Source organism: Rhodococcus sp. P4_B6, from assembly GCF_056402215.1.
Map to the genome: position 1 here is coordinate 1 of NZ_JBFUHV010000088.1, position 18942 is coordinate 18942.

At 63.5% G+C, this 18942-nt stretch carries 11 protein-coding genes and 2 pseudogenes; 5 read left to right on the top strand and 8 right to left on the bottom strand.

The features are described 5' to 3' along the window. Positions 1 to 362: Mu transposase domain-containing protein (locus AC1DWT_RS31180; RefSeq protein WP_477923606.1), on the bottom strand; the 362-nt coding region annotated here is incomplete at its 3' end. A 45-nt stretch (positions 363 to 407) separates the two neighbouring features. Here AC1DWT_RS31180 and AC1DWT_RS31185 point away from each other — a divergent pair. The 3 genes and pseudogenes from AC1DWT_RS31185 to AC1DWT_RS31195 all read left to right on the top strand — a co-directional run. Then, positions 408 to 805 (top strand): annotated as a pseudogene (locus AC1DWT_RS31185) (FAD-dependent oxidoreductase). Beyond that, the gene (locus AC1DWT_RS31190; protein WP_477923608.1) at positions 754 to 1182 is read left to right on the top strand and encodes an FAD-dependent oxidoreductase; all 429 of its coding nucleotides are present in this window, start codon (positions 754 to 756) and stop codon (positions 1180 to 1182) included. The pseudogene AC1DWT_RS31185 and the gene AC1DWT_RS31190 overlap by 52 nt, the downstream one beginning before the upstream one ends. A gap of 215 nt (positions 1183 to 1397) precedes the next feature. Next, a pseudogene (locus AC1DWT_RS31195) lies at positions 1398 to 1954 on the top strand (acetyl-CoA C-acyltransferase); the annotation flags it as partial. 648 nt (positions 1955 to 2602) lie between these two features. On the opposite strand, the gene AC1DWT_RS31200 reads toward AC1DWT_RS31195, so the two are convergent. The 7 genes from AC1DWT_RS31200 to AC1DWT_RS31230 form a co-directional block, all read right to left on the bottom strand. After that, on the bottom strand, positions 2603 to 5905 hold the full coding sequence (locus tag AC1DWT_RS31200) for a protein kinase domain-containing protein (protein ID WP_477923610.1): 3303 nt from the start codon (positions 5903 to 5905) through the stop codon (positions 2603 to 2605). A 1146-nt stretch (positions 5906 to 7051) separates the two neighbouring features. Beyond that, a complete protein-coding gene (locus tag AC1DWT_RS31205) occupies positions 7052 to 7813 on the bottom strand; it encodes an SDR family NAD(P)-dependent oxidoreductase (protein ID WP_477923612.1) in 762 nt (253 codons plus the stop codon). 149 nt (positions 7814 to 7962) lie between these two features. Then, positions 7963 to 9156, bottom strand: coding sequence for a thiolase family protein (locus tag AC1DWT_RS31210; RefSeq protein ID WP_477923614.1), 1194 nt, complete (start codon positions 9154 to 9156; stop codon positions 7963 to 7965). 291 nt (positions 9157 to 9447) lie between these two features. Continuing rightward, positions 9448 to 10563 (bottom strand): NDMA-dependent alcohol dehydrogenase, encoded by a 1116-nt coding sequence (locus AC1DWT_RS31215; protein WP_141471913.1) that lies wholly within the window; start codon positions 10561 to 10563, stop codon positions 9448 to 9450. 442 nt (positions 10564 to 11005) lie between these two features. Continuing rightward, positions 11006 to 12127 carry an LLM class flavin-dependent oxidoreductase gene (locus AC1DWT_RS31220; RefSeq protein WP_477923616.1) on the bottom strand — a complete coding sequence of 374 codons (1122 nt, stop codon included), beginning with the start codon at positions 12125 to 12127 and terminating at the stop codon, positions 11006 to 11008. 77 nt (positions 12128 to 12204) lie between these two features. After that, positions 12205 to 12606: a nuclear transport factor 2 family protein gene (locus tag AC1DWT_RS31225; protein ID WP_477923618.1), complete on the bottom strand. Its 402-nt coding sequence runs from the start codon at positions 12604 to 12606 to the stop codon at positions 12205 to 12207. 61 nt (positions 12607 to 12667) lie between these two features. Further along, positions 12668 to 14329 carry a class I adenylate-forming enzyme family protein gene (locus AC1DWT_RS31230; RefSeq protein WP_477923619.1) on the bottom strand — a complete coding sequence of 554 codons (1662 nt, stop codon included), beginning with the start codon at positions 14327 to 14329 and terminating at the stop codon, positions 12668 to 12670. 467 nt (positions 14330 to 14796) lie between these two features. Here AC1DWT_RS31230 and AC1DWT_RS31235 point away from each other — a divergent pair, with 467 nt between their 5' ends. Beyond that, a complete protein-coding gene (locus AC1DWT_RS31235) occupies positions 14797 to 17349 on the top strand; it encodes an ATP-binding protein (protein WP_477923640.1) in 2553 nt (850 codons plus the stop codon). Positions 17350 to 17713: 364 nt separating this feature from the next. Continuing rightward, positions 17714 to 18460, top strand: a complete 747-nt coding sequence (locus AC1DWT_RS31240; protein ID WP_477923621.1) for a glucose 1-dehydrogenase — start codon at positions 17714 to 17716, stop codon at positions 18458 to 18460. The last annotated feature ends 482 nt before the right edge of the window (positions 18461 to 18942 follow it).

Consider the following 18942-nt stretch of genomic DNA (forward strand, 5'->3'; position numbering starts at 1 on the left):
CCGGCGGGCTGGCGCGGGTGCACCTTCACCAGGGTTCCGCGCAGATAGAACTTCACCAGCGCACTGTCCGCCCGCACCTCGAGGGTGGAGCCGATCCACTGTCCCGGTATCGAATACAACGCCTTGRCCACCTCGGCATGAAAGTCGCGGTGCACCTTGACCTGTTTGAAGATCGGCACGTCGTAGACCGGTGGAACGGCCAGCAGCATCGGTGCCTCGTCCTCGTCGAACACCTCGAGTGGGCGGGCCGCGGTGGTGCCGTGCGTCCGCATCCCGGCGGTGTCACGGCACCACGCTTCGGCCCGCTGTTGCGCCTCCGCTAGATCCGTGAAGTCCTCACCGGCCCAGTAGTTTCCGCGCACAGGCTGGAGAGACTCGACCTGCAGTCCCGCGAGCTGACTGCCACCGTGGAATCAGGCTCGACGGTCATTCCATTCGATGGCCTGATCATTGCGACGGGCGTACACGCCCGACCGAACCCCTTCACCCCCCTTCTGCATGGTGTGTACACCCTGCGCACCCTGGGCGACTCCCGTCTCATGAGCGAAAAGTTGCGAGGATCGACATCCGTGGCGATCGTTGGCGGTGGTTCATCGGACTCGAGGTCGCGGCGGTGGCGCGGGCGATGGGCAAACGAGTGACCGTACTCGAGGCGTCCGCGCGCCCATTGGGGCGGGTCCTGGGGACCGCGTTCAGCGACCACCTTTCCCGGATTCACCGCGACCGAGGCGTCGAGTTGTTCGCCGGGTGTCGGTGTCCGCACTCGTCGAGGGTGCAAGTGGTGAAGTCCGCGGCGTCGCATTGAGCGATGGTCGAATCGTCGAAGCGGACACCGTACTCGTTGCGATCGGATCGGCCCCATCGGTCGCGTGGATGGCTTCGTCCGGCCTGGACCTCACCGATGGAGTCCGCTGCGATGCCACGTGTGCGGTAGAGGGCACGTGGGGTGTCGTTGCCGCCGGAGATGTGGCCAGTTGGTGGAATCCGCTCTACCAGACGAATGCGAGTCGAGCACTGGACGAACGCGATCGAGCAAGGAACGTTCGCGGCGCGAAGACTTCTCGACGACCACGAGGAGGACGTATTCTCCAGCGCTCCGTACTTCTGGTCGGATCAACGCGGGATGCGCCTGCAGAGCATCGGCACGACGATCGGCCACGACCGAGTAGATGTCCTAGCTGAATCGCGCGTGGGCACACGAGTCCGGCGCACCACTCAAACACGGCCCCGGACCCCACAAACTCAGATGCGAAGTCAATCGACCTTCGAATCAACTTCGAGAAAAGGACATCCCATGACAGATCGACTCGCCGGCAAGGTCGTGTTCATAACCGGAGCAGGCCGCGGCCAAGGTCGCGCACATGCAATCCGCCCCGCACCCCGGGTGTGAGCGTGACGACGGCACCGTCGTGTCCACCGACGACGGCCCCCGCGCCGGCACCACCTATGAGGCTGTCAGCCAGCTCAAGCCGGTGTTCCGCCCGGATGGCACCGTCACCGCCGGTAACGCGTGCCCGCTCAACGACGGCGCCGCCGCCCTGGTGATCATGTCCGACACCAAGGCCAAGGAGCTGGGGCTGACCCCGCTGGCCCGGATCGTGTCCACCGGGGTGTCCGGTCTGTCGCCGGAAATCATGGGTCTCGGCCCGATCGAGGCCACCAAGCGCGCCCTCGCGATCGCGGGATGGGTATCTCCGACATCGACCTCGTCGAGATCAACGAGGCGTTCGCGGTGCAGGTGCTCGGGTCGGCGCGGGAGCTGAACATCGACGAGGACAAGCTGAACGTGTCCGGCGGCGCGATCGCCCTCGGACACCCCTTCGGCATGACCGGTGCCCGCATCACCGCGACCCTGCTCAACAACCTGACCACCCACGACAAGCAGTTCGGCCTCGAAACCATGTGCGTCGGAGGCGGACAGGGCATGGCGATGGTCCTCGAACGGCTGAACTAACACACGATTCTCCCCGGCTCGACTCGCTCGCTGCAGACCTTGCACTCGACTCCTGAACCGGCATCGTCAGAAGCCGACTGCACGCGACGCATGGCTTCGCCGTATTTCCCTGCGTTGTGCAGTGCAGCGGACTTCTGATAATTCTGCGGCAGAAGCGCTATGCACAACCTCCGTGGCGAGCGAGCGAGTGCGGCCATAGAGCAGATAGAGCAGACGGAAACGGTGCGCTTCGGCGCCGATGGGTGCTCAGTTGGCTTACCGTGAGCGTTGTCCGCGACTGCTCGCTCGAGTCGACTGAGCAGTCCCACCTGACTGTTGAGCCAACAGCCCTCTCAACGCAGTGAAAACTGTTTTCAAGTTGTGATCGAGTCGGTTGAGGATGTCTTCACGATCGTCGTCCGTGTTGAGCCAGTTTCGGAGTTCGGACAGGAACATGCCCCGGGCCGCGCCGGCGATTGCCATGGGGAATGGGATCCTCGACGAGTCGCCCTTGTCGGGCAGTGAACTGCTACCACATCAGGCGCCGACGACCCGTGCAATTTCGTCATGAAGGAGCCCGATCCACAGCATTCCTGACAGTCCACGCCTCGTCGAGACCGACAATTGCGAAGCTCGCCAGAGTTGTTCGCTGGAATGTGCAGGCGATGTTCAGGCACGCTCATTCCGTGCGTGCTCGACGACCCAGGCCGCGATCTGGGCTCGTGAGGTGAACCCGAGTTTGGTGAGGATGTGTTCCACGTGGCCCTGCGCGGTGCGTGGGGATATCACGAGATGGGTGGCGATGGCCTTGTTGGTCATGCCCTGGGAGACCAGGTCGGCGACCTGCCGCTCACGCTTGGTCAGGCTCGTCGTGTCACCAGTCGGCGGTGCCGCACCCGGGGCGTGCTCGCCGAGGGCGTAGGCGACGGCCTCCTCGAACCCGAGTGCGGCACCCTCCCGGCGGGCCGCCTCGAACGCTTGCTTACCGAGTGCCCGGCGGGCCTGCCGCTCACACTCCTCGTGGCGGACGAAGAGGTTGTCGAACATAACCGGGGAGCTCCCGACGGACCGGCCCAGCGCCTCCGCGGCCCCCAACAGGACGGCGGCGCGTCGTGCGTCTTGGTCGGCGACGATCCATGCCCATGCCTCCAGGGTCACTGCGGCAGTGAGTGGTTCGTCCAACAACCGGACCAGCCGCAGACACTCCTCCAGTAACCGAAGCGCTTGACCGCGATCGCCCTGCTGCAGGACCGCCACCCCCATGGCCCACAGCGAGTACGACCGAAACACCGATTCGCCGTGGGCTTCGGTGATGTCCAGCACCTGCCGATGGCAGGTGATGGCTTGGGCAGCATCTCCCTGTAGTTCGTACGCCAGCCCGAGCATCATCAGAATCCACACCCGCTCCGACAAGTTGTCGCGCGCGCCGAACACCTCCAGGGCTTCCTCCAGTCGGGTGCAGGCGCGGGGAATATCACCGCTGTAGAGCGCCAGGAGGCCGTCGGCATGGGCAACACGCGCGTGGACCAGAGGGTCGGCCATCCGCTCGGCCAGGGCCTGCGCCTCCTCGACCAGGACACCGCTCGCCGCGATCTCGCCCTGCACGTCCGCCAGCACGCTGCTGGCGTAGAGTGCTTCGACTTGTGCCGCGGTCGCCCGCCCGGCCCCGTGGGCGAGGGCCCGGTCGAGCCAATGCCGCCCCTCACTGAGCAGGCCGCGGGAGAGCCAGAACTGGAACAGGGATGCGGCGATCCGTAACCCTGCGGTCGCGTCATCGCCGGGCCCGGACAGACATAATCTCATCGCCTCGCGCAGGTTCGGTAGTTCCCGCTCGAGTCGTGCGACCCACTCCTGCTGCCGGGGACCGATCCACTCGGTGTTCGCCTGTAATACCAACTGCTGGTACCAGTTCCGGTGCCGCCGCCGCAACGCGGGGTGCTCTCCGGACTGCTCGGACTTCTCCCTGCCGTAGTCACGCAGCGTCTCGAGCATCCGGAACCGCACTACCGGGCCCGCGTCCTCTCGGATCAGGATCGACTTGTCGACCAGCGCACCCACCGCATCGAGCAGATCCGCCGCGGCCATACCCTCGCCGCAGACGTCCTCGGCCGCGTCTAGTTCGAAACTGCCGGCGAACACCGACAGCCGGGCCCACAGCAGTTGTTCCCGCGGCATGCAGAGGTCGTGACTCCAGTCGATGGACAGCCTCAGCGTCTGCTGCCGCGTTGGCGCAGCGCGGCTGCCCAGGGTAAGCAGCGTGAACCGGTCGGTGAGTCGCTGCAGAATCTGCTCGGGCGACATCGCCCGCAACCGTGCCGCCGCCAACTCGATAGGAAGCGGCAGGCCGTCGAGTTGTCGGCAGATCCGGGCCACCGTGACCCGGTTGTCCTCGGTGACCTCGAATCCCGGCACCGCGGCGGCGGCCCGCTGCGCGAACAACGTCACCGCGTCGTATTGGGGGAGCCCGTGCAGGGTCGGCTCGCGGTCCGGGTCGGGGACCGTCAGCGGCGGCACGCGCAGCACTGCTTCCCCACCGAGGGCGAGGGGTTCGCGGCTGGTGGTCAGGATCTGCAGATCCGGGCAGTTGCGCAGCAGCATCTCGGCCAGTGTGGCGACCGCATCCACCACCTGCTCACAGTTGTCCAGCACGAGCAGCAGGTGCCGGGTGCCGAGGAACTGCGCCAGCACGTCGTCGAGGCGCCGCGAGGACCGATCCCGCACCCCCAGGGCGGCGGCCACCATGTCAACCACCAACGATCCATCATGCAACTCGCCCAGCTCGACCCACCGCATACCGTCGCTGAAGCCCCGCCTTGCGTCGGCGGCCACTCGCAGGGCGAGACGTGTCTTGCCGACGCCGCCGATGCCGGTCAACGTCACCAGACGCGAGGTGGACAGCAGATTCCTCGCCTCGGTGAGCTCGTGGCGGCGACCGACGAAATTGGTGAGCTCGAGGGGCAGCCCGCCGGCCGAGGCCCGGACGGCGGGCGCCGCCGATGGTTTGGGCACCCCCGTGTTGGTGTGCGCCTGGTCGGGCACCGGGTCCGGATCGCGCCGTGTGGTAGCCGGTTCGCCCGTCAGGGCCATGTCGTCGACCGGGAGGCCCTGGTCGTGTTGGATCCGGCGCAGTTCGTCACCGAACTTGGCGGCAGTGGCGGGACGCTCCCGCGCGTTTGCGGCCATGGCCCGTTCGATGACCCCGCTCAACTCGTCGGGGACGCCCTGGTCGCGCAGGTCCGGGACCGGTTGGCTGGTGATCCGCAGGAATTGCGCGACGACCTGTTCACCGCTGCGGCGTTCGAATGCGGCATGCCCGGTGAGCGCGCTGAACAGGGTCGCGCCGAGGCTGTAGATGTCTGAGGCGGGGGTGGGGGGCTCGCCGCTGAGCACCTCGGGGGCGGTGAAGGCGGGTGAGCCGGTGACGGTGCCGGTAGTGGTTTGGAAGCCGCCGGATACGTGGGCGATGCCGAAATCAGTCAGCGCCGGCTCGCCGTAATCGGTGAGCAGGATGTTCGCGGGTTTCACGTCCCGGTGCAGAACGCCGAGCCGGTGCGCCGACTCCACCGCCCCCGCCATCTTTATCCCTAGCCGCAACGCCTCGCTTAACGGCAGCGGACCGCCGCGGCGGATCCCCGCATCGAGGGAATCTTGCTGGTGAAAGGGCATCACGATGTAGGGGCGGCCATTGTCGGTCAAACCGACGTGTAGGGCGGTGACGATGTTCGGGTGACCGGTGAGGCGACCCATCGCCCGCTGTTCCCGGAAGAACCGAGCCCGGTTCTCCTCGTCCAGGTCGTCGGTCAGAATTTTGACTGCCACGGTGCGGTCCAGCGCCGGCTGGCGGCAGCGGTAGACCACACCGAAGCCACCGCGTCCGATTTCGAGGGCATCCTCGAACCCGGCCGCACTCAGCTCGACCGTCACTGAGGGAGCCACGGCTCGCTCGGTCTCGAATGGATCACCTGCGGCCATCAGCGTGTCCTCGCTCCGTCTCCCCAAACGATGGGGAGCACAGGCCCCTCGTTGGTACGACCATCGAGGATGCGCCCGGCCGCTCACCTCAGGTCGTTGTAATTTCAGGATAACGATTTCTGGGGATTTGCCTGGACTTCTCGAAAGGTGAACGACGTCGGCAGCACAATCCGTTCGGTCTGGTCGCGACGGCTGGTGAACGCACGCGCATGGGTTCATGCCCGCGCGTCATATCGAACGATCTCCCACGCCCGGGCTCGGCTCCCGGGCTTGAGGGCAGCGTTGCACGCGGCAGAGAACCGCACCCAGGGACTGATACCGAACCCGCCGACGATATGACCACCAGGTCCGCCGCCGCGTCACACCTGGGACCACGGGGAACCGTCGCGGTGGAAAAGCGGTCCGGTTGTGGGCGAACCAGGGACGGTTCCTCACCGCACGGAACTACGCTTTACGACGGGTGGGAATGGATAAGGGATAGCCTGCACTGACGAACTGCGAGCAACCGGCGAGCAGATCGAAGCGCAGCGGACCTCTTTCGTGTCGGCGGCGGCGCGGCTGGATGAAATTCCCGGGTGTCGGACCCGCTGCCGCCCTTCCCCCCGAGGGCGGGGTGTACATGTCGCGATTCCCCGCCACCGGATGCACCTGTGCTCGTGGGCGAAATTCTCTCCCGGGATCAACTTCTCGGCTGGCACGACCAAGGGGCACGGCTCCCGCGGACACGGCAACCGCTACTTCGCCCGTGCCCGAGGGTAGCGGGYCTCGTTACCGACAGGACCGACACCTTCCGCGGTGCGCGCGCACGGGGCCAGGCGGATGGGATAAGACGGGGCAGAAGCGAGCCATCGTCGCGGTCGGTCGGCCCCTCCTGGTCATCGTCTGGCACCTGCACCTGCACCTGCACTAGAACTGGGACATCCGTTTCACGATCTCGGGGCCCGGCTGCCATCTGGTTCCCACGAGCGCTGGTTTGCGGTACCGGTTGCGGATCGAGAACCATCTACTTGAAGTCCTCGTTACATCGTCACCTTCACCCCCGGCACAACACCACTACGACTTTCCCGGCTCCGCTGCGCTCCGCCGGGAGAACACACGCTGCCGACACGAGGGGCAAGGTCACCTCATTCTGGGATTGGCCGCTGTTTATCTTGGTGCCATGCGGATGGCTCCATCGAGGCGGATGGTTTCGCCGTTGAGCATGGCGTTGTCGATGATGTGAGCCGCAAGAGCTGCGTACTCGGTAGCTTTACCGAGTCGAGATGGGTGTGGAACCTGCTGGCCAAGGGAGGTTTGTGCATCCTCGGGAAGTCCGGCCAGCATGGGTGTTTCGAAGATCCCGGGTGCGATGGTGACTACTCGGATGAGATGACGTGCAAGTTCGCGGGCAATCGGTAACGTMATTGCCGCGACACCACCCTTCGATGCGGCGTACGCGGGCTGGCCGATCTGACCGTCGAAGGCCGCGACGGACGCTGTGTCGATGATGACACCACGTTCGCCGTCCACCGGCTCAGTCTGAGCGATCTTCTCGGCGGCCAGTCGAATCACGTTGAAGGTTCCGATCAGGTTGATGCGAATCACTCGCTCGAAATCGGAGAGGGGGAGGGGGCCCTTCTTCCCGAGGACCTTGCCCGGCGTCCCTACGCCTGCGCAGTTGACGACTGCACGTAGATCTCCGAGGGATGCGGCGAAGTCCATGGCCGACATGACGTCACCAGAAGAGGTGACGTCGGCAGGCGTGAAGTAGGCGCCCTTGCCGATTTCCTTTGCGGCGACGTCGCCTCCAGAGGACGGCAGGTCCAGCAGTACAAGGTGAGCTCCACGCTCGTGCAAGGCGCGAGCGGTGGCGTTGCCGAGGCCGGATGCGCCACCGGTGACGACGGCAACGGCGCCGGTGATGTTCATTGGTTCTCCTATGGTTGGTGCAACTCGAGGCGTTGCCGCCGAGATTCGATCTTGTGGGTACGACTGAGGAAGTGAACGGTGCAGCCGGCTATTCGCTATGCAGCGACGGGTCTTCGCCGTGGCTGACAACGAAAGATTGGCTATGCAAGTTAGATGCGTTCGATGAGGGTGGCGTTCGCCAGCCCACCGCCTTCGCACATGGTCTGCAGGCCGTAGCGTCCGCCGGTGGCCTCGAGGTTGTTGACCAGCGTGCTCAGCAGACGGGTGCCCGACGAACCGAGTGCGTGCCCGAGCGCGATGGCGCCGCCCCACGGGTTGAGCTTGGCCGGGTCGGCCCCGAACTCGTGCGCCCACGCCAGCGGCACAGGCGCGAACGCCTCGTTGACCTCGTAGGCGTCGATGTCGTCGATGCTCAGCCCCGACTTCGCGAGGATCTTCTTCGTCGCCGGGATCGGCGCGGTGAGCATGAAGACCGGGTCGTCACCGGCAACGGCGAACGAATGGAACCGGGCCCGCGGGGTCAGCCCCAGCTTCGACGCCATCTCCTCGCTCATGATCAGCGCCGCGGACGCGCCGTCGGTCAGCGGCGACGAGTTGCCCGGGGTGATGTGCCACTGCGCCTCGGGGAACCGGGCCGCGTACTTCTCGGAGTAGAACGACGACTTGAGCCCGGACAGTCCCTCGGCGGTGGTGGAGGCGCGCACGGTCTCGTCGGCGGTGTGGGTCACCGTCTCACCGGCGGCGTTGGTGACCGAGATCGGGACGATYTCCTTGTCGAACAAGCCCTTCGACAGGGCGTCGGCGGCACGGCGATGCGACTGCGCGGAAAAGGCGTCGAGGGTGTCGCGGTCGAACTTCCACTTGGCGGCGATCAATTCGGCGGAGATGCCCTGGTTGACCAGTCCCTCGGGGTAGCGGGCGGCGACACCGGGACCGAAGGTGTCCTGCCCGAGTGACGCACTACCCAAAGGGATCCGCGACATCGACTCCACCCCTGCGGCGATCACGATGTCGTAGGCGCCGGCGATGACGCCCTGCGCGGCGAAGTGCGCCGCCTGCTGGCTCGAGCCGCACTGGCGGTCGATCGTGGTGGCGGGAACCGAGTCGGGGAACCCGGCGGACAGCAGCGCGGTCCGCGAGATGTTCACCGCCTGCTCACCGACTTGTGAGACGCAGCCGCCGATGACGTCGTCGATCTGGGCGGGGTCGATGTCGTTGCGGTCGACCAGGGTACGCAGCACATGCGCAAGCAACTCCACCGGATGCGTACCGGACAGTGCGCCACCGGGTTTGCCCTTGCCCGAGGCGAGGCGGATGACGTCGACGAGTACCGCGTCGGTCATGGTTGATCCCTTCGAAATGTTATGCGAGCTTTTCGTACGTCGGGTCCGGCGTCGCATGGGGGAAGTTGTCGATCGCTTGCAGCCTCGTTTGAGAAGTTATGACCGCACGAACACGGGGTCGATGCAAGCACGAGTACCAGAAAGTCGTGGTCATCTAGTAATTCGACATCCACCGAAGTCCAAACGATTGGTGCCGGAACCGACCCGGACACAGTCGTCGACCTGCCCGGGTTGGTTTCGGCATGCGCTGCCGCTCGAGGTTTGGTCGAGGGAGCTAGCGGCACCGGAGGATCAGTAGATGATGACGCCGCGGATGTTGAGGCCAGCGTGCATATCGGCGTATCCCTGGTCGAGTTCGTCGAGGGAATAGGTGCGAGTGATGATCTCGTCGAGTTTGAGTTGGCCGGCCTTGTACATGTCAAGCATCTTGGTGACGTCCCACATCGGGGCTACTCCGCCGAACATCGACCCCTGGATGCGTTTTTGATAGAGCGTCAACTCGAACGGAGAAATCGGCAGTCCGACGTGCGCTGAGTCGCCGAGCGCAGTGAGTACGACGGTGCCCCGCTTGGCGACGGAGTCGAAGGCTTCGGTGATGTGTTCTGGCTCGAGGGTGCCGACGGTGACGATGGTTGCCGCCGCGCCTTGGCCGTTGGTCAGGCTTCGGGCGATCTCGGTGGCCTCGGTCATGTCGGCGGCGGTGTGTGTCGCGCCGATCTCGAGTGCCTTGGATCGCTTGAATTCCACAGGGTCAACTGCAATGACGTTGGTAGCGCCGCCGTGGCGGGCTCCTTGTAAGGCGAAGGCGCCGATGCCGCCGATGCCCATAACGATCACGGTGTCACCGGGGACCGGCTGCGCCATGTTGAAGCCGGATCCCCACCCGGTGTTGACGCCGCACCCGACCAGACACGCCTTGTCGAGGGGGATGGACTTGTCGATCTTGACTGCGGACACCACGCCCACTGTGGTGTATTCCGAGAACGTGCCGACACCACACCACTGACCGACCGGTTTACCTTCGAGGGACATCCGCCAGCTCTGGGGGTCATCGAACCGGGAGCCGAGCATCAAGTGCTGTGCGAGGTCGCACAGGTTTCCGTGCCCGGTTGCGCACATCTTGCAGCGTCCGCACTGCGGTAGACAGGACAGTACGACATGGTCGCCGACCTCCCAGCCGGGGGTATGGGGGCCGACCATCTCCACGACGCCAGATCCTTCGTGTCCGACACACATCGGGAAGTGGCCGATGCCCATGTGTCCGGCGGCGATGCTGGCCTCGGTGTGGCAAAGGCCCGATGCCGCCATCTTGATGAGTAGTTCTCCCTGCCGAGGCTCGTCGAGATCGAGTTCGACGATCTCGAACTTGCCTGGCTGTTCGCGCAGGATCGCTCCGCGGGTTTTGATCGTTGCCATGCTGATTCCTGTTCTTAGATGTCTCGACACGTCATTCACGACGTTCAAGTACGGTTCTGCGAGCGCGACACCTCGCCGCTCCCACGCGAGGTACGAATTCCCATCGAGCGAGGAACCGGCCAGCAACGAGTCGAGTTCCTGCGCCCCGCGGCCTCGCGAACAGACGAAACCCTCACGTGTCGAGGGACCGTTGGGCTCGAGACTCGAGTAGGTGGTCCACGACTGCTGCTTCCGTAATATCGACTGATTTGCCCAAGAGTCAGGAACCGCACACACGCGCAGGTGGGAGTTCCTGCAAGACGGTTGGCCTCGGGCGCGGATTTTCGCCCGTTTGTTTCCCGAGGTAATGCGTAGCGGCGTCGCCGCAACATGGGCGTGGGACCGGACGGCGGGGCCTGCTCCTGATCGCGGAGCAGGCCCCAGCAAACAGCCGTTATACGGCTGCGTTGGCGGGCTGCGGAAGGGAAATCCTGGGCGCTACTTCGCTCTGAATCATCGCCAGAGAATTGAACCAGGGCGCGGGATCGTCCGAGTAGTCGTGGGATTCGATCTGCAGCGTGCCCCAGCCGCCGCTGGCCTCGAACAATGTATTGATCTTCTCCACCACGGTGTCCGGTGAACCCACACAGAACACGTTGTCGACAACCCACTCGAGATCGACGTCGGCCCTGTCYGCTCCGGCGTCCTTGATGAATCCGTCCATCATGCCGAATCGCCACCAGATCGGAATGAGGTAGCGCTCGAAGCAGTATCCGATAGGCCCTTCCATCACAAGCCGCTTCGCCTCTTTGTCCGTGTCCGCGACGAACACCGTCTGGGACACGTGGTAACGCGCCCGATCGGCGACGTGCCCATTGGCCTCTGCGGCGGTGGAGTAGATGTCCCAGTGCATCTTCAGAGCGTCCAGCCCGGAGAAGATCGACATCGGCCGGAATCCGCGCTCGCCCGCAAACTTCATCGACGGTGACTTGGCACTGAACCCGGTCACGGCGATCTCCGGTGCACCACCCCACGGACTGAGGTCAGCCAGCTTGTGCTGGTCATCGCCCTCTTCACCGTGCTTCTCTTCCGGGTAGCCCGCATTCCAAAAACGCCCCTCGTAGAAGAACGGCTCGCGCTTCCAGATCTTCTCCATGATCTCGAGCGATTCGCGGACCATCTCGTTGGTGAACTGCGTGTCTTCGCCATTCTTGATGCCATGAATGTACGAGGCGTCCGGATAGGCGCCGGCACCGACGCCGAGGAAGTACCGGCCCTCGAGGATCTGCGACAGCCAGCCGACCATGATCGCGAGCTTCGCAGGATTGTGGTGGGGAAGGATGTGAGCCATCGGCGCAAACTTGATCCGCTCGGTCTGGCGTGCGGCTGCTGCGATAATCAGCTCAGGGTTGGGGATGTTCTCCCAACGCTGTGATGCGTGCTCGGAGAACATGATCGAGTCGAAGCCGATCTTATCGGCCTCGATGGCCTGCTGGACGCACCAATCGAACGTCTGGCCGGCAGTTCGTTCTGGACGCATGTACGGGTGGACGATCAGTCCTGTTTCCATTGTCATTGTTCTGTCCTTTCATCGGGGGAGGGTGTTCCTGGGCGAGCACTTTGTGGCCACCGCGCCTCGCCGGGCGGGTCAGTTCAGGAGTAGAAGATGTCGTAAGCGTGTTTGGTGTCCATGTACTCCTTGACATGAATAATTTTTCCGTCGGCGATGTCGAATAAGAAGTGATACTGGTTCTGATAGATGCGACCATTGTTGAGTTCTGCGTAGGACTCCGCCTCGACGGCAACTCGGTCGCCCTGCGCGATTGCCCCTGTGGGTGTGATCTGCAGTGCGCCTTCTTTATAGATGCTCGTCACTCCGCGGAGCAGTTCACCAAAGCGTTCCTTGTCGTAGTTGCCCGACATTCCCTCGATCTGCCCGGACACCCAGTAAGTGGCATTGGGATGGAGGCAATCAAGAATGGCGTCCACATCTCCTGTTGAAAACACCTTGGCGAAATTGTTCGCGATTTCTATGTTTTGCTCGGGGGTTGTCATGAAAGATGTCTCCAGACATTGGTTCGGAAAGACCACATTGCGTGGACTGAATGCCATCGAATTATTGAAGTGCGCCGACGCTGGATTCGATTGCCGCGAGGCGCTCGACGAGTGCGCGCTTGTTGATCTTGGTCGCCGACATCGGCCAATCATCGGGGTGGACGAGGTGCACCGCGCGGGGGACCTTGTACCGGGCGATCCTGCCTTGGCAGAATTCGATCAGTTCATCGGGTTCGATGCTGTGCCCCTCGCGAATTTCGATGAACGCTACGGGGACTTCGTCGAGGCGCTCGTCGGGTCGGCCGATGACGGCAGCGGTCTTGACAGATGGATGCTCACAGAGAAAGGCCTCGACCTCGATGGCCGCAACGTTCTCGCCGCCGACCTTGAGCATGTCTTTCAACCTGCCGTGGAATACGAGGCAGTCCGTCTCGGTCCGACTGTACAAATCGCCGGTATGGAACCACCCGTCTCCGTCGATGGCAGCTGCTGTCTTGATCGGATCCTTGTAATAACCTTCCGTGACGCAATATGCGCGTACGAGCATTTCTCCCGGTGTGCCTTGAGGTTGTTCGGCGCCGGTGTCGGGATCGATAATGCGCAGTTCGATCCCGGGGGCTGCCTTACCCTGAGTGCCCGATCGGTCGGCAATGGTGTCGGAACGCTCGCTGAGGGCATAGATGCCGGCGGTTTCGGTCATCCCACATGCTGCGACGAGCTCCGCGGTCGGGAACGTCCGCTGAACCTGCTCGATCAGGACACGCGGTCCGATCAGGAACATGTAGCGAAGGGAGTCGAGTGCTGCTGGGTCGAACGAGGGGTGGTCCATCAACGATTGCATCATCGCGGGGAACCATGGCCAGACGGTTGTAGGGCGCTCACGCTTCATCAGTGCGAGGGCACGACCGGGCTCGAAATATACATCGGTGACGTAGGTTCCTCCTACGCCCATCGCTCCGATCAGAGGCGAGAGTGCGGCGATGTGGAAGAGCGGACCACCGGCCCAGCTGATGTGACGGTCATCGGTGACGAGCCGTTTGCCGGCGCGCTCGACCGGTCCCCGGGTCACCGCCTCGTGGGTGAGGACGCAGCCTTTGGGATTGGCGGTTGTGCCGGAGGTGTACAGAATTGCTGCGGCCTCGCGGACGCGGACGCGTCGCCGCACCTGATCGACCTCTTCTGGGGACACCGTTCCCGCCAGTCGGTCTAGGGTCGAGCGGCCGATGAATCCTCTTTTGCTCTCACCTTGGAGGAGCATCGCCCCGCGCAACAGGGGTGCCTCCGGTATGTGCAGGCCCGCGTCCGCGTTGGCTTCGGCCAGCGACGGAAGCGCTTCGTGCAGGACGTCGACAAAATCGACGTATGCGCGATCATCGGAGACGGTCAACAGTGCGGCGAGGTCCGCATTCGCGACGATGTATCCGATTTCGCTCGCCTTGTGCCGGGCATTGAGCGGAACGATCACACCGCCGATCAGTGCCGCGCCGAAGAATCCCTCGATGAATTCGATTCCGTTCGGGGCGAGTAGACCGATGTGGTCGCCTCGTCGTATCCCGAGCGCGAGGAGTCCCCGGGCAATGTGTGTCGCTCGTTCGAGCACGTCTGCGTAGGTGTATCGGCTGTCCGGGAAGACGATCAAGTCCCGGTCAGGGTGGCGTCGGGCGCCGCGGACCAAGAGGTCTGCAACTGGTAGCACCTCGCACCAGTCACCGTTGTCAACCATGTCGTTCCTCGCTCGATAGTGAACACCAGGGGTTCCATCGGATGCCGACGGAGGGTTCTCCGTCCGCCAGGCACTGAGCCGCGGAGCAATGCAAAGGCTCCGGGCGGAGCCGTCACCGACTCCGCGTCGATGTGGTGCCCATCACTCTGTCGATACCTCGGCGGCACGGGAACCCGTTCCACTACGCGATCCACTACGCATCTCACCGAGCGCACAGATAGTCTTGATTTTCCCAGGTCAGGACGGGCTGCTCGCTTGCTGCGAGATCAATGTCGACAGGCGTGTCACGACATGTCAGATCTTGACCCCGTAGTTGCGCGGTGTCACGATGCCACCGGTGAGGAACGATTCCTGACCAAGCGGCAGGGCACCTGGGAAGGGGCATCGTGAACGCTGACGAATGGCGCGAGATACGCAAACTTCACGCCGAGGGCGCGACCATCAAAGGGATCGCCGAAAGTCTCGGTATGTCGCGGAATACTGTTCGCCGTGCGCTTGCGTACGATGAGCCGCCCGGGGACCACCGCCCCCGAAAGGGATCAGTCGCTGATGCCTTCGAATCATCGATCCGCACCGCGCTGGCCGAAGACCCCGACATCAGTATCGCCGAAGTTCACCGCACCATTGGTTGGGACAGATCGCGGAACACACTTGCCAAGTTGGTGCACCGCATTCGCGCGGAAGTGCCGAACCAGTTGGGAGAAGTGGACCCACTTCCCCACTCTGGCAGCAGTATTCCCACTTTCTCCACCGGATTCATCGGTCGAGACGAGGAGCTGTTCGCCCTTCGGAGACTCTTGGGTGCCGAGCGACTCGTTACGATTACCGGCCCCGGCGGCATCGGGAAGACCCGACTCGCAGTCCAGGCGGCGACCGACTTTCGTAGGGCATTCGCCGACGGTGTCCGCTTCGTCGAGCTGGCATCACTGAACACCGCCGGACTTCTTGCCCAGGCGGTCCTCGACGGACTCGGCATCATCGAACCCGACCGACCCGGTCACCCCGTCGAAGACATCCTGGTTCACCATCTTCGGCACAAGCAGATGCTGATCGTTCTCGACAATTGCGAGCACATCGTCGACTCCTGCGCGGACCTTGCCGCCCACCTCCTGCGCAACACCACCCAGGTCAGCATCGTCGCCACAAGTCGCGAACGACTCGCGATTCCTGCCGAGCACGTCTTCACGTTGCCACCGCTCTCAACGACCCGAAACAATGACCCGACATCCATCGGCGCCGCCCTCCAACTATTCGAAAGCCGGGCGGCCGCGGTACTTGCAGATTTCGCTCTGACCGAGAGCAACCGAGACACTGTCCGTCGAATCTGCATGCAGCTTGACGGTATCCCGCTCTCGATCGAACTCGCCTGCGCGCGTTTGAGTGTGCTCTCGGTCCGAGACCTCGAGGAGCGACTCGATCGACGACTCGAGCTGCTGACGACGGGGAACAGGTCCGGACCCGAACGTCACCGCAGCCTGCAGGCCACGGTCGACTGGAGTTACGAACTCTGCACATCGACGCAGCAAAAGCTGTGGGCCCGCTTATCCGTCTTCGCCGACGAATTCGACCTACCGATGGCGGAACAGGTGTGCAGCGATGATGAGCTGCCCGCAGAACTCATTCTCGACGGCATCTCTTCCCTGGTAGGAAAATCGCTGCTGCAACGCGAGCAGCGGGGAGAGCGGGCCCGATTCCGCATGCTCGAAACGATCCGCGAGTACGGCGCAGCCAAGCTCGGTGCGACCGAAGCCGTCGCCCTACAACTGCGGCACCTCGAGTCATGTTCGACCCTCGTCCGGTCCTCCGTCGAGTCCTGGGGGAGTTCCGGGCAACAGCGAGCCGGCGAATTGCTGCGAAGCAACCGCGCTAATCTGCGCAAAGCCTTGCAGACCGCACTCTCGGCACCGAGCAACGAGATGCTCGCCACCGCCACCGAACTAGTGTCGACCGCATGGTTTCTCTGGTCCTCCGGATTCTCGGTGCGTGAGCACCGTATGTGGCTGATGCATATTGCCGAGATAGACACCGCCCCCACCGCCCGCAGAGGCAGGCTGCTCGCAACCCTGGGGTTGGTCCAGACGATGCAAGGTGACCGGTCGGCGGCATCCGATGTTCTCGACGAATCGATCCACCTCGCTTCGGCGCGCGCGGACAACGCGACCATCGCCTTCGCGACACAAACCAAGGGCTTGAAGGAATACCTGGGTGGTGACTTCGAATCTGCTGAGCCGCTGTTCCAGGATGCCCTCACCAGGTATGAGGAGTTGCCGGAAAATACCGATCTGTTGTGGGCGCTCCATATCGAGATGGGCATGTTCTATTGCTCGATGCTCGACCCCACGCGCGCGCTCGAACACTTCGAGTTCGTACGCGTGCATTCGGAACGCGCAGGTGAGCAATGGATGCTGTCCTATGCCATCTACGGCCTCGGTCTCGCCGCCTTGGCCGATGAACGGTACGACGACGCTCTGCGCCGTGCGATCGAAAGCCTCACCCTCAAGAAGGAGTTCGACGACGTGGTCGGCACATCGCTGGTGACCGACCTACTCAGCTGGGCAGAGGCCGCCGCGGGATCGAAGGAACGTTCGGCAGTCCTGCTCGGCGCGGCATCCCAAATGTGGGACTCGTTCGGTATGCAGCTCTACGGATCCCGGCATTGGGTGGAACGACGTGCTCAATTCGAGGCAACCGCGCGAGCCGGACTCGGAGATGAGCGGTTCGCGCAATGTCGACGCCGTGGTGCGGCGATGTCGATACCCGAGATGGTCAGGTTCGCGTTGGAGGAAGAGGTACCTGGCGTCCCCGAGGCGGACGAATTTGCAGATACGGCGCTGCTGTCACCGCGTGAACTCGAGGTTGCCCGCCTCGTAGCTGACGGACTGACGAACAAAGAGATCGCCGCCCGGATGGTGGTGTCGCCTCGAACGGTCGAGGGGCACGTAGTGCGGATCCTCCGCAAACTTGGAATGACCCGCCGCCATCAGGTAGCGACGGCCTTGCGGCCGCGGGGCATACGGTGAGCTGAATATCCTGTTAGACAGTCATAACTGGTGAACGACGATCGTCTGCGCGATGTCGGTGTCGCCGCCCAGCCGGTTGGGGTCTCACCGTGGAAGAAGATGACCGGTCTACCGTCGATCGCGTAGCGAACCACCGATCCATGAGTGTCGGCTTTGACGGATTCGAATGGCATGTTTGAACGTCCGCGATTCCTGTGCACTTTGAAGTCGACGTTTACGTTGACGTTGACATGGCGAGCGATTTTTGCGACGCTCGTCACATCCGAGGTGTCCGGCCGGATCTGTCGAACCTTGGCCAACGTGGCCGAGTCGGCTGCCGTCGCGAACCGCCTGAGATCTCAACTCACAGCGAAGGAATTGAGCAATGAACAGACTGGACGGCAAGGTTGCACTCGTGACCGGTGCGGCACGCGGAATGGGGGCGTCCCACGCCCGGAAGTTTGTCGAGGAGGGTGCCAAGGTCATCCTGACCGATCTGTCGGATGAGGCAGGCAAAGCGCTTGCTGAAGAGCTCGGGTCGAATGCTCTTTTCGTCCATCACGATGTCACCGATCTGCAGTCGTGGAACGAGGTGGTCGAACACGGCGTTCGCGCCTTCGGTGAGATCACGGTCCTCGTCAACAATGCCGGTGTTCTCGGGCCGGTCACCCAAACCGCGGAGCTGAGCGACGCCGACTATCGGAAGGTGTGCGCGATCAACCAAGACGGCGTGTTCTACGGGATGAAGTCCGTCCTTCCTTGCATGGAACGGGCAGGAATCGGAGCTGTCGTCAACATCTCGTCCATCGCCGGAATTGCGGCCAACTACGGATTCCCCAGCCTTGCCTATGTTGCAAGCAAGTTCGCGGTACGTGGCATGACAAAGGCCACCGCGATCGAATACGGCCCGAAAAACATCCGGGTGAACTCCGTCCACCCCGGATTCATCCAGACCCCGATGATGGTGGAAGCGACCGACGAATCGGGCGGTGACGCGCTTGGTTTGATCCCGCTGGGAAGGATCGCCGAGCCTGGCGAGGTGTCCAATCTCGTGCTCTTCCTCGCATCGGACGAATCGTCGTACATCACGGGTGCCGAGCACCTTGTCGACGCCGGCATGCTCGCTCAATAGGGTTTGGGCGCCGATTCGTCGTTGCCGACCTCGGCACCGACCTCTCTGGTCGGCGAAGTCGAGCCAATCCTGAGTGAAGGGATAGGGAGCCGAGCCGAACGTCAGTTGTCGTGAGAAACCAGAAGGGGCCGGCGAATCGCCGGCCCCTTCGGCGTCGCTGGGACCGTCGACGGCTGGCTGTCTCCAGCATCAGGTATTACTCGTCATCATTGGATCTGTACGCGTCAGTGAGCTGGACATGGTCCGCATGGGTGAGGAGGGAGGCGGCGGTCTAGCCGGGTGATCTCGACGGTGCAGTGCCGGACCGGACACAGTGCTGCGGCTCGCTGGGCGGTGTACGAGCGGTCTATGACATTCGTGGCGTACGCCGGCGAAACATCACCCGCGTGCGATCGGCACGAAGGGAGCAGCATGTCGGCGCCCTCCTCACGCACCGGGCGGTGAGGTCACAACGCGGAGGCTCCTGGATTACCCTGGGTGCC

What these genes read in the sequence shown, in the direction of transcription:
- AC1DWT_RS31200 (WP_477923610.1), bottom strand. Translation starts at nt 5,905, where the DNA reads ATGGCCGCAGGTGATCCATTCGAGACCGAGCGAGCCGTGGCTCCCTCA.
- AC1DWT_RS31235 (WP_477923640.1), top strand. Translation starts at nt 14,797, where the DNA reads ATGTCGCGGAATACTGTTCGCCGTGCGCTTGCGTACGATGAGCCGCCC.
- AC1DWT_RS31230 (WP_477923619.1), bottom strand. Translation starts at nt 14,329, where the DNA reads ATGGTTGACAACGGTGACTGGTGCGAGGTGCTACCAGTTGCAGACCTC.
- AC1DWT_RS31240 (WP_477923621.1), top strand. Translation starts at nt 17,714, where the DNA reads ATGAACAGACTGGACGGCAAGGTTGCACTCGTGACCGGTGCGGCACGC.
- AC1DWT_RS31225 (WP_477923618.1), bottom strand. Translation starts at nt 12,606, where the DNA reads ATGACAACCCCCGAGCAAAACATAGAAATCGCGAACAATTTCGCCAAG.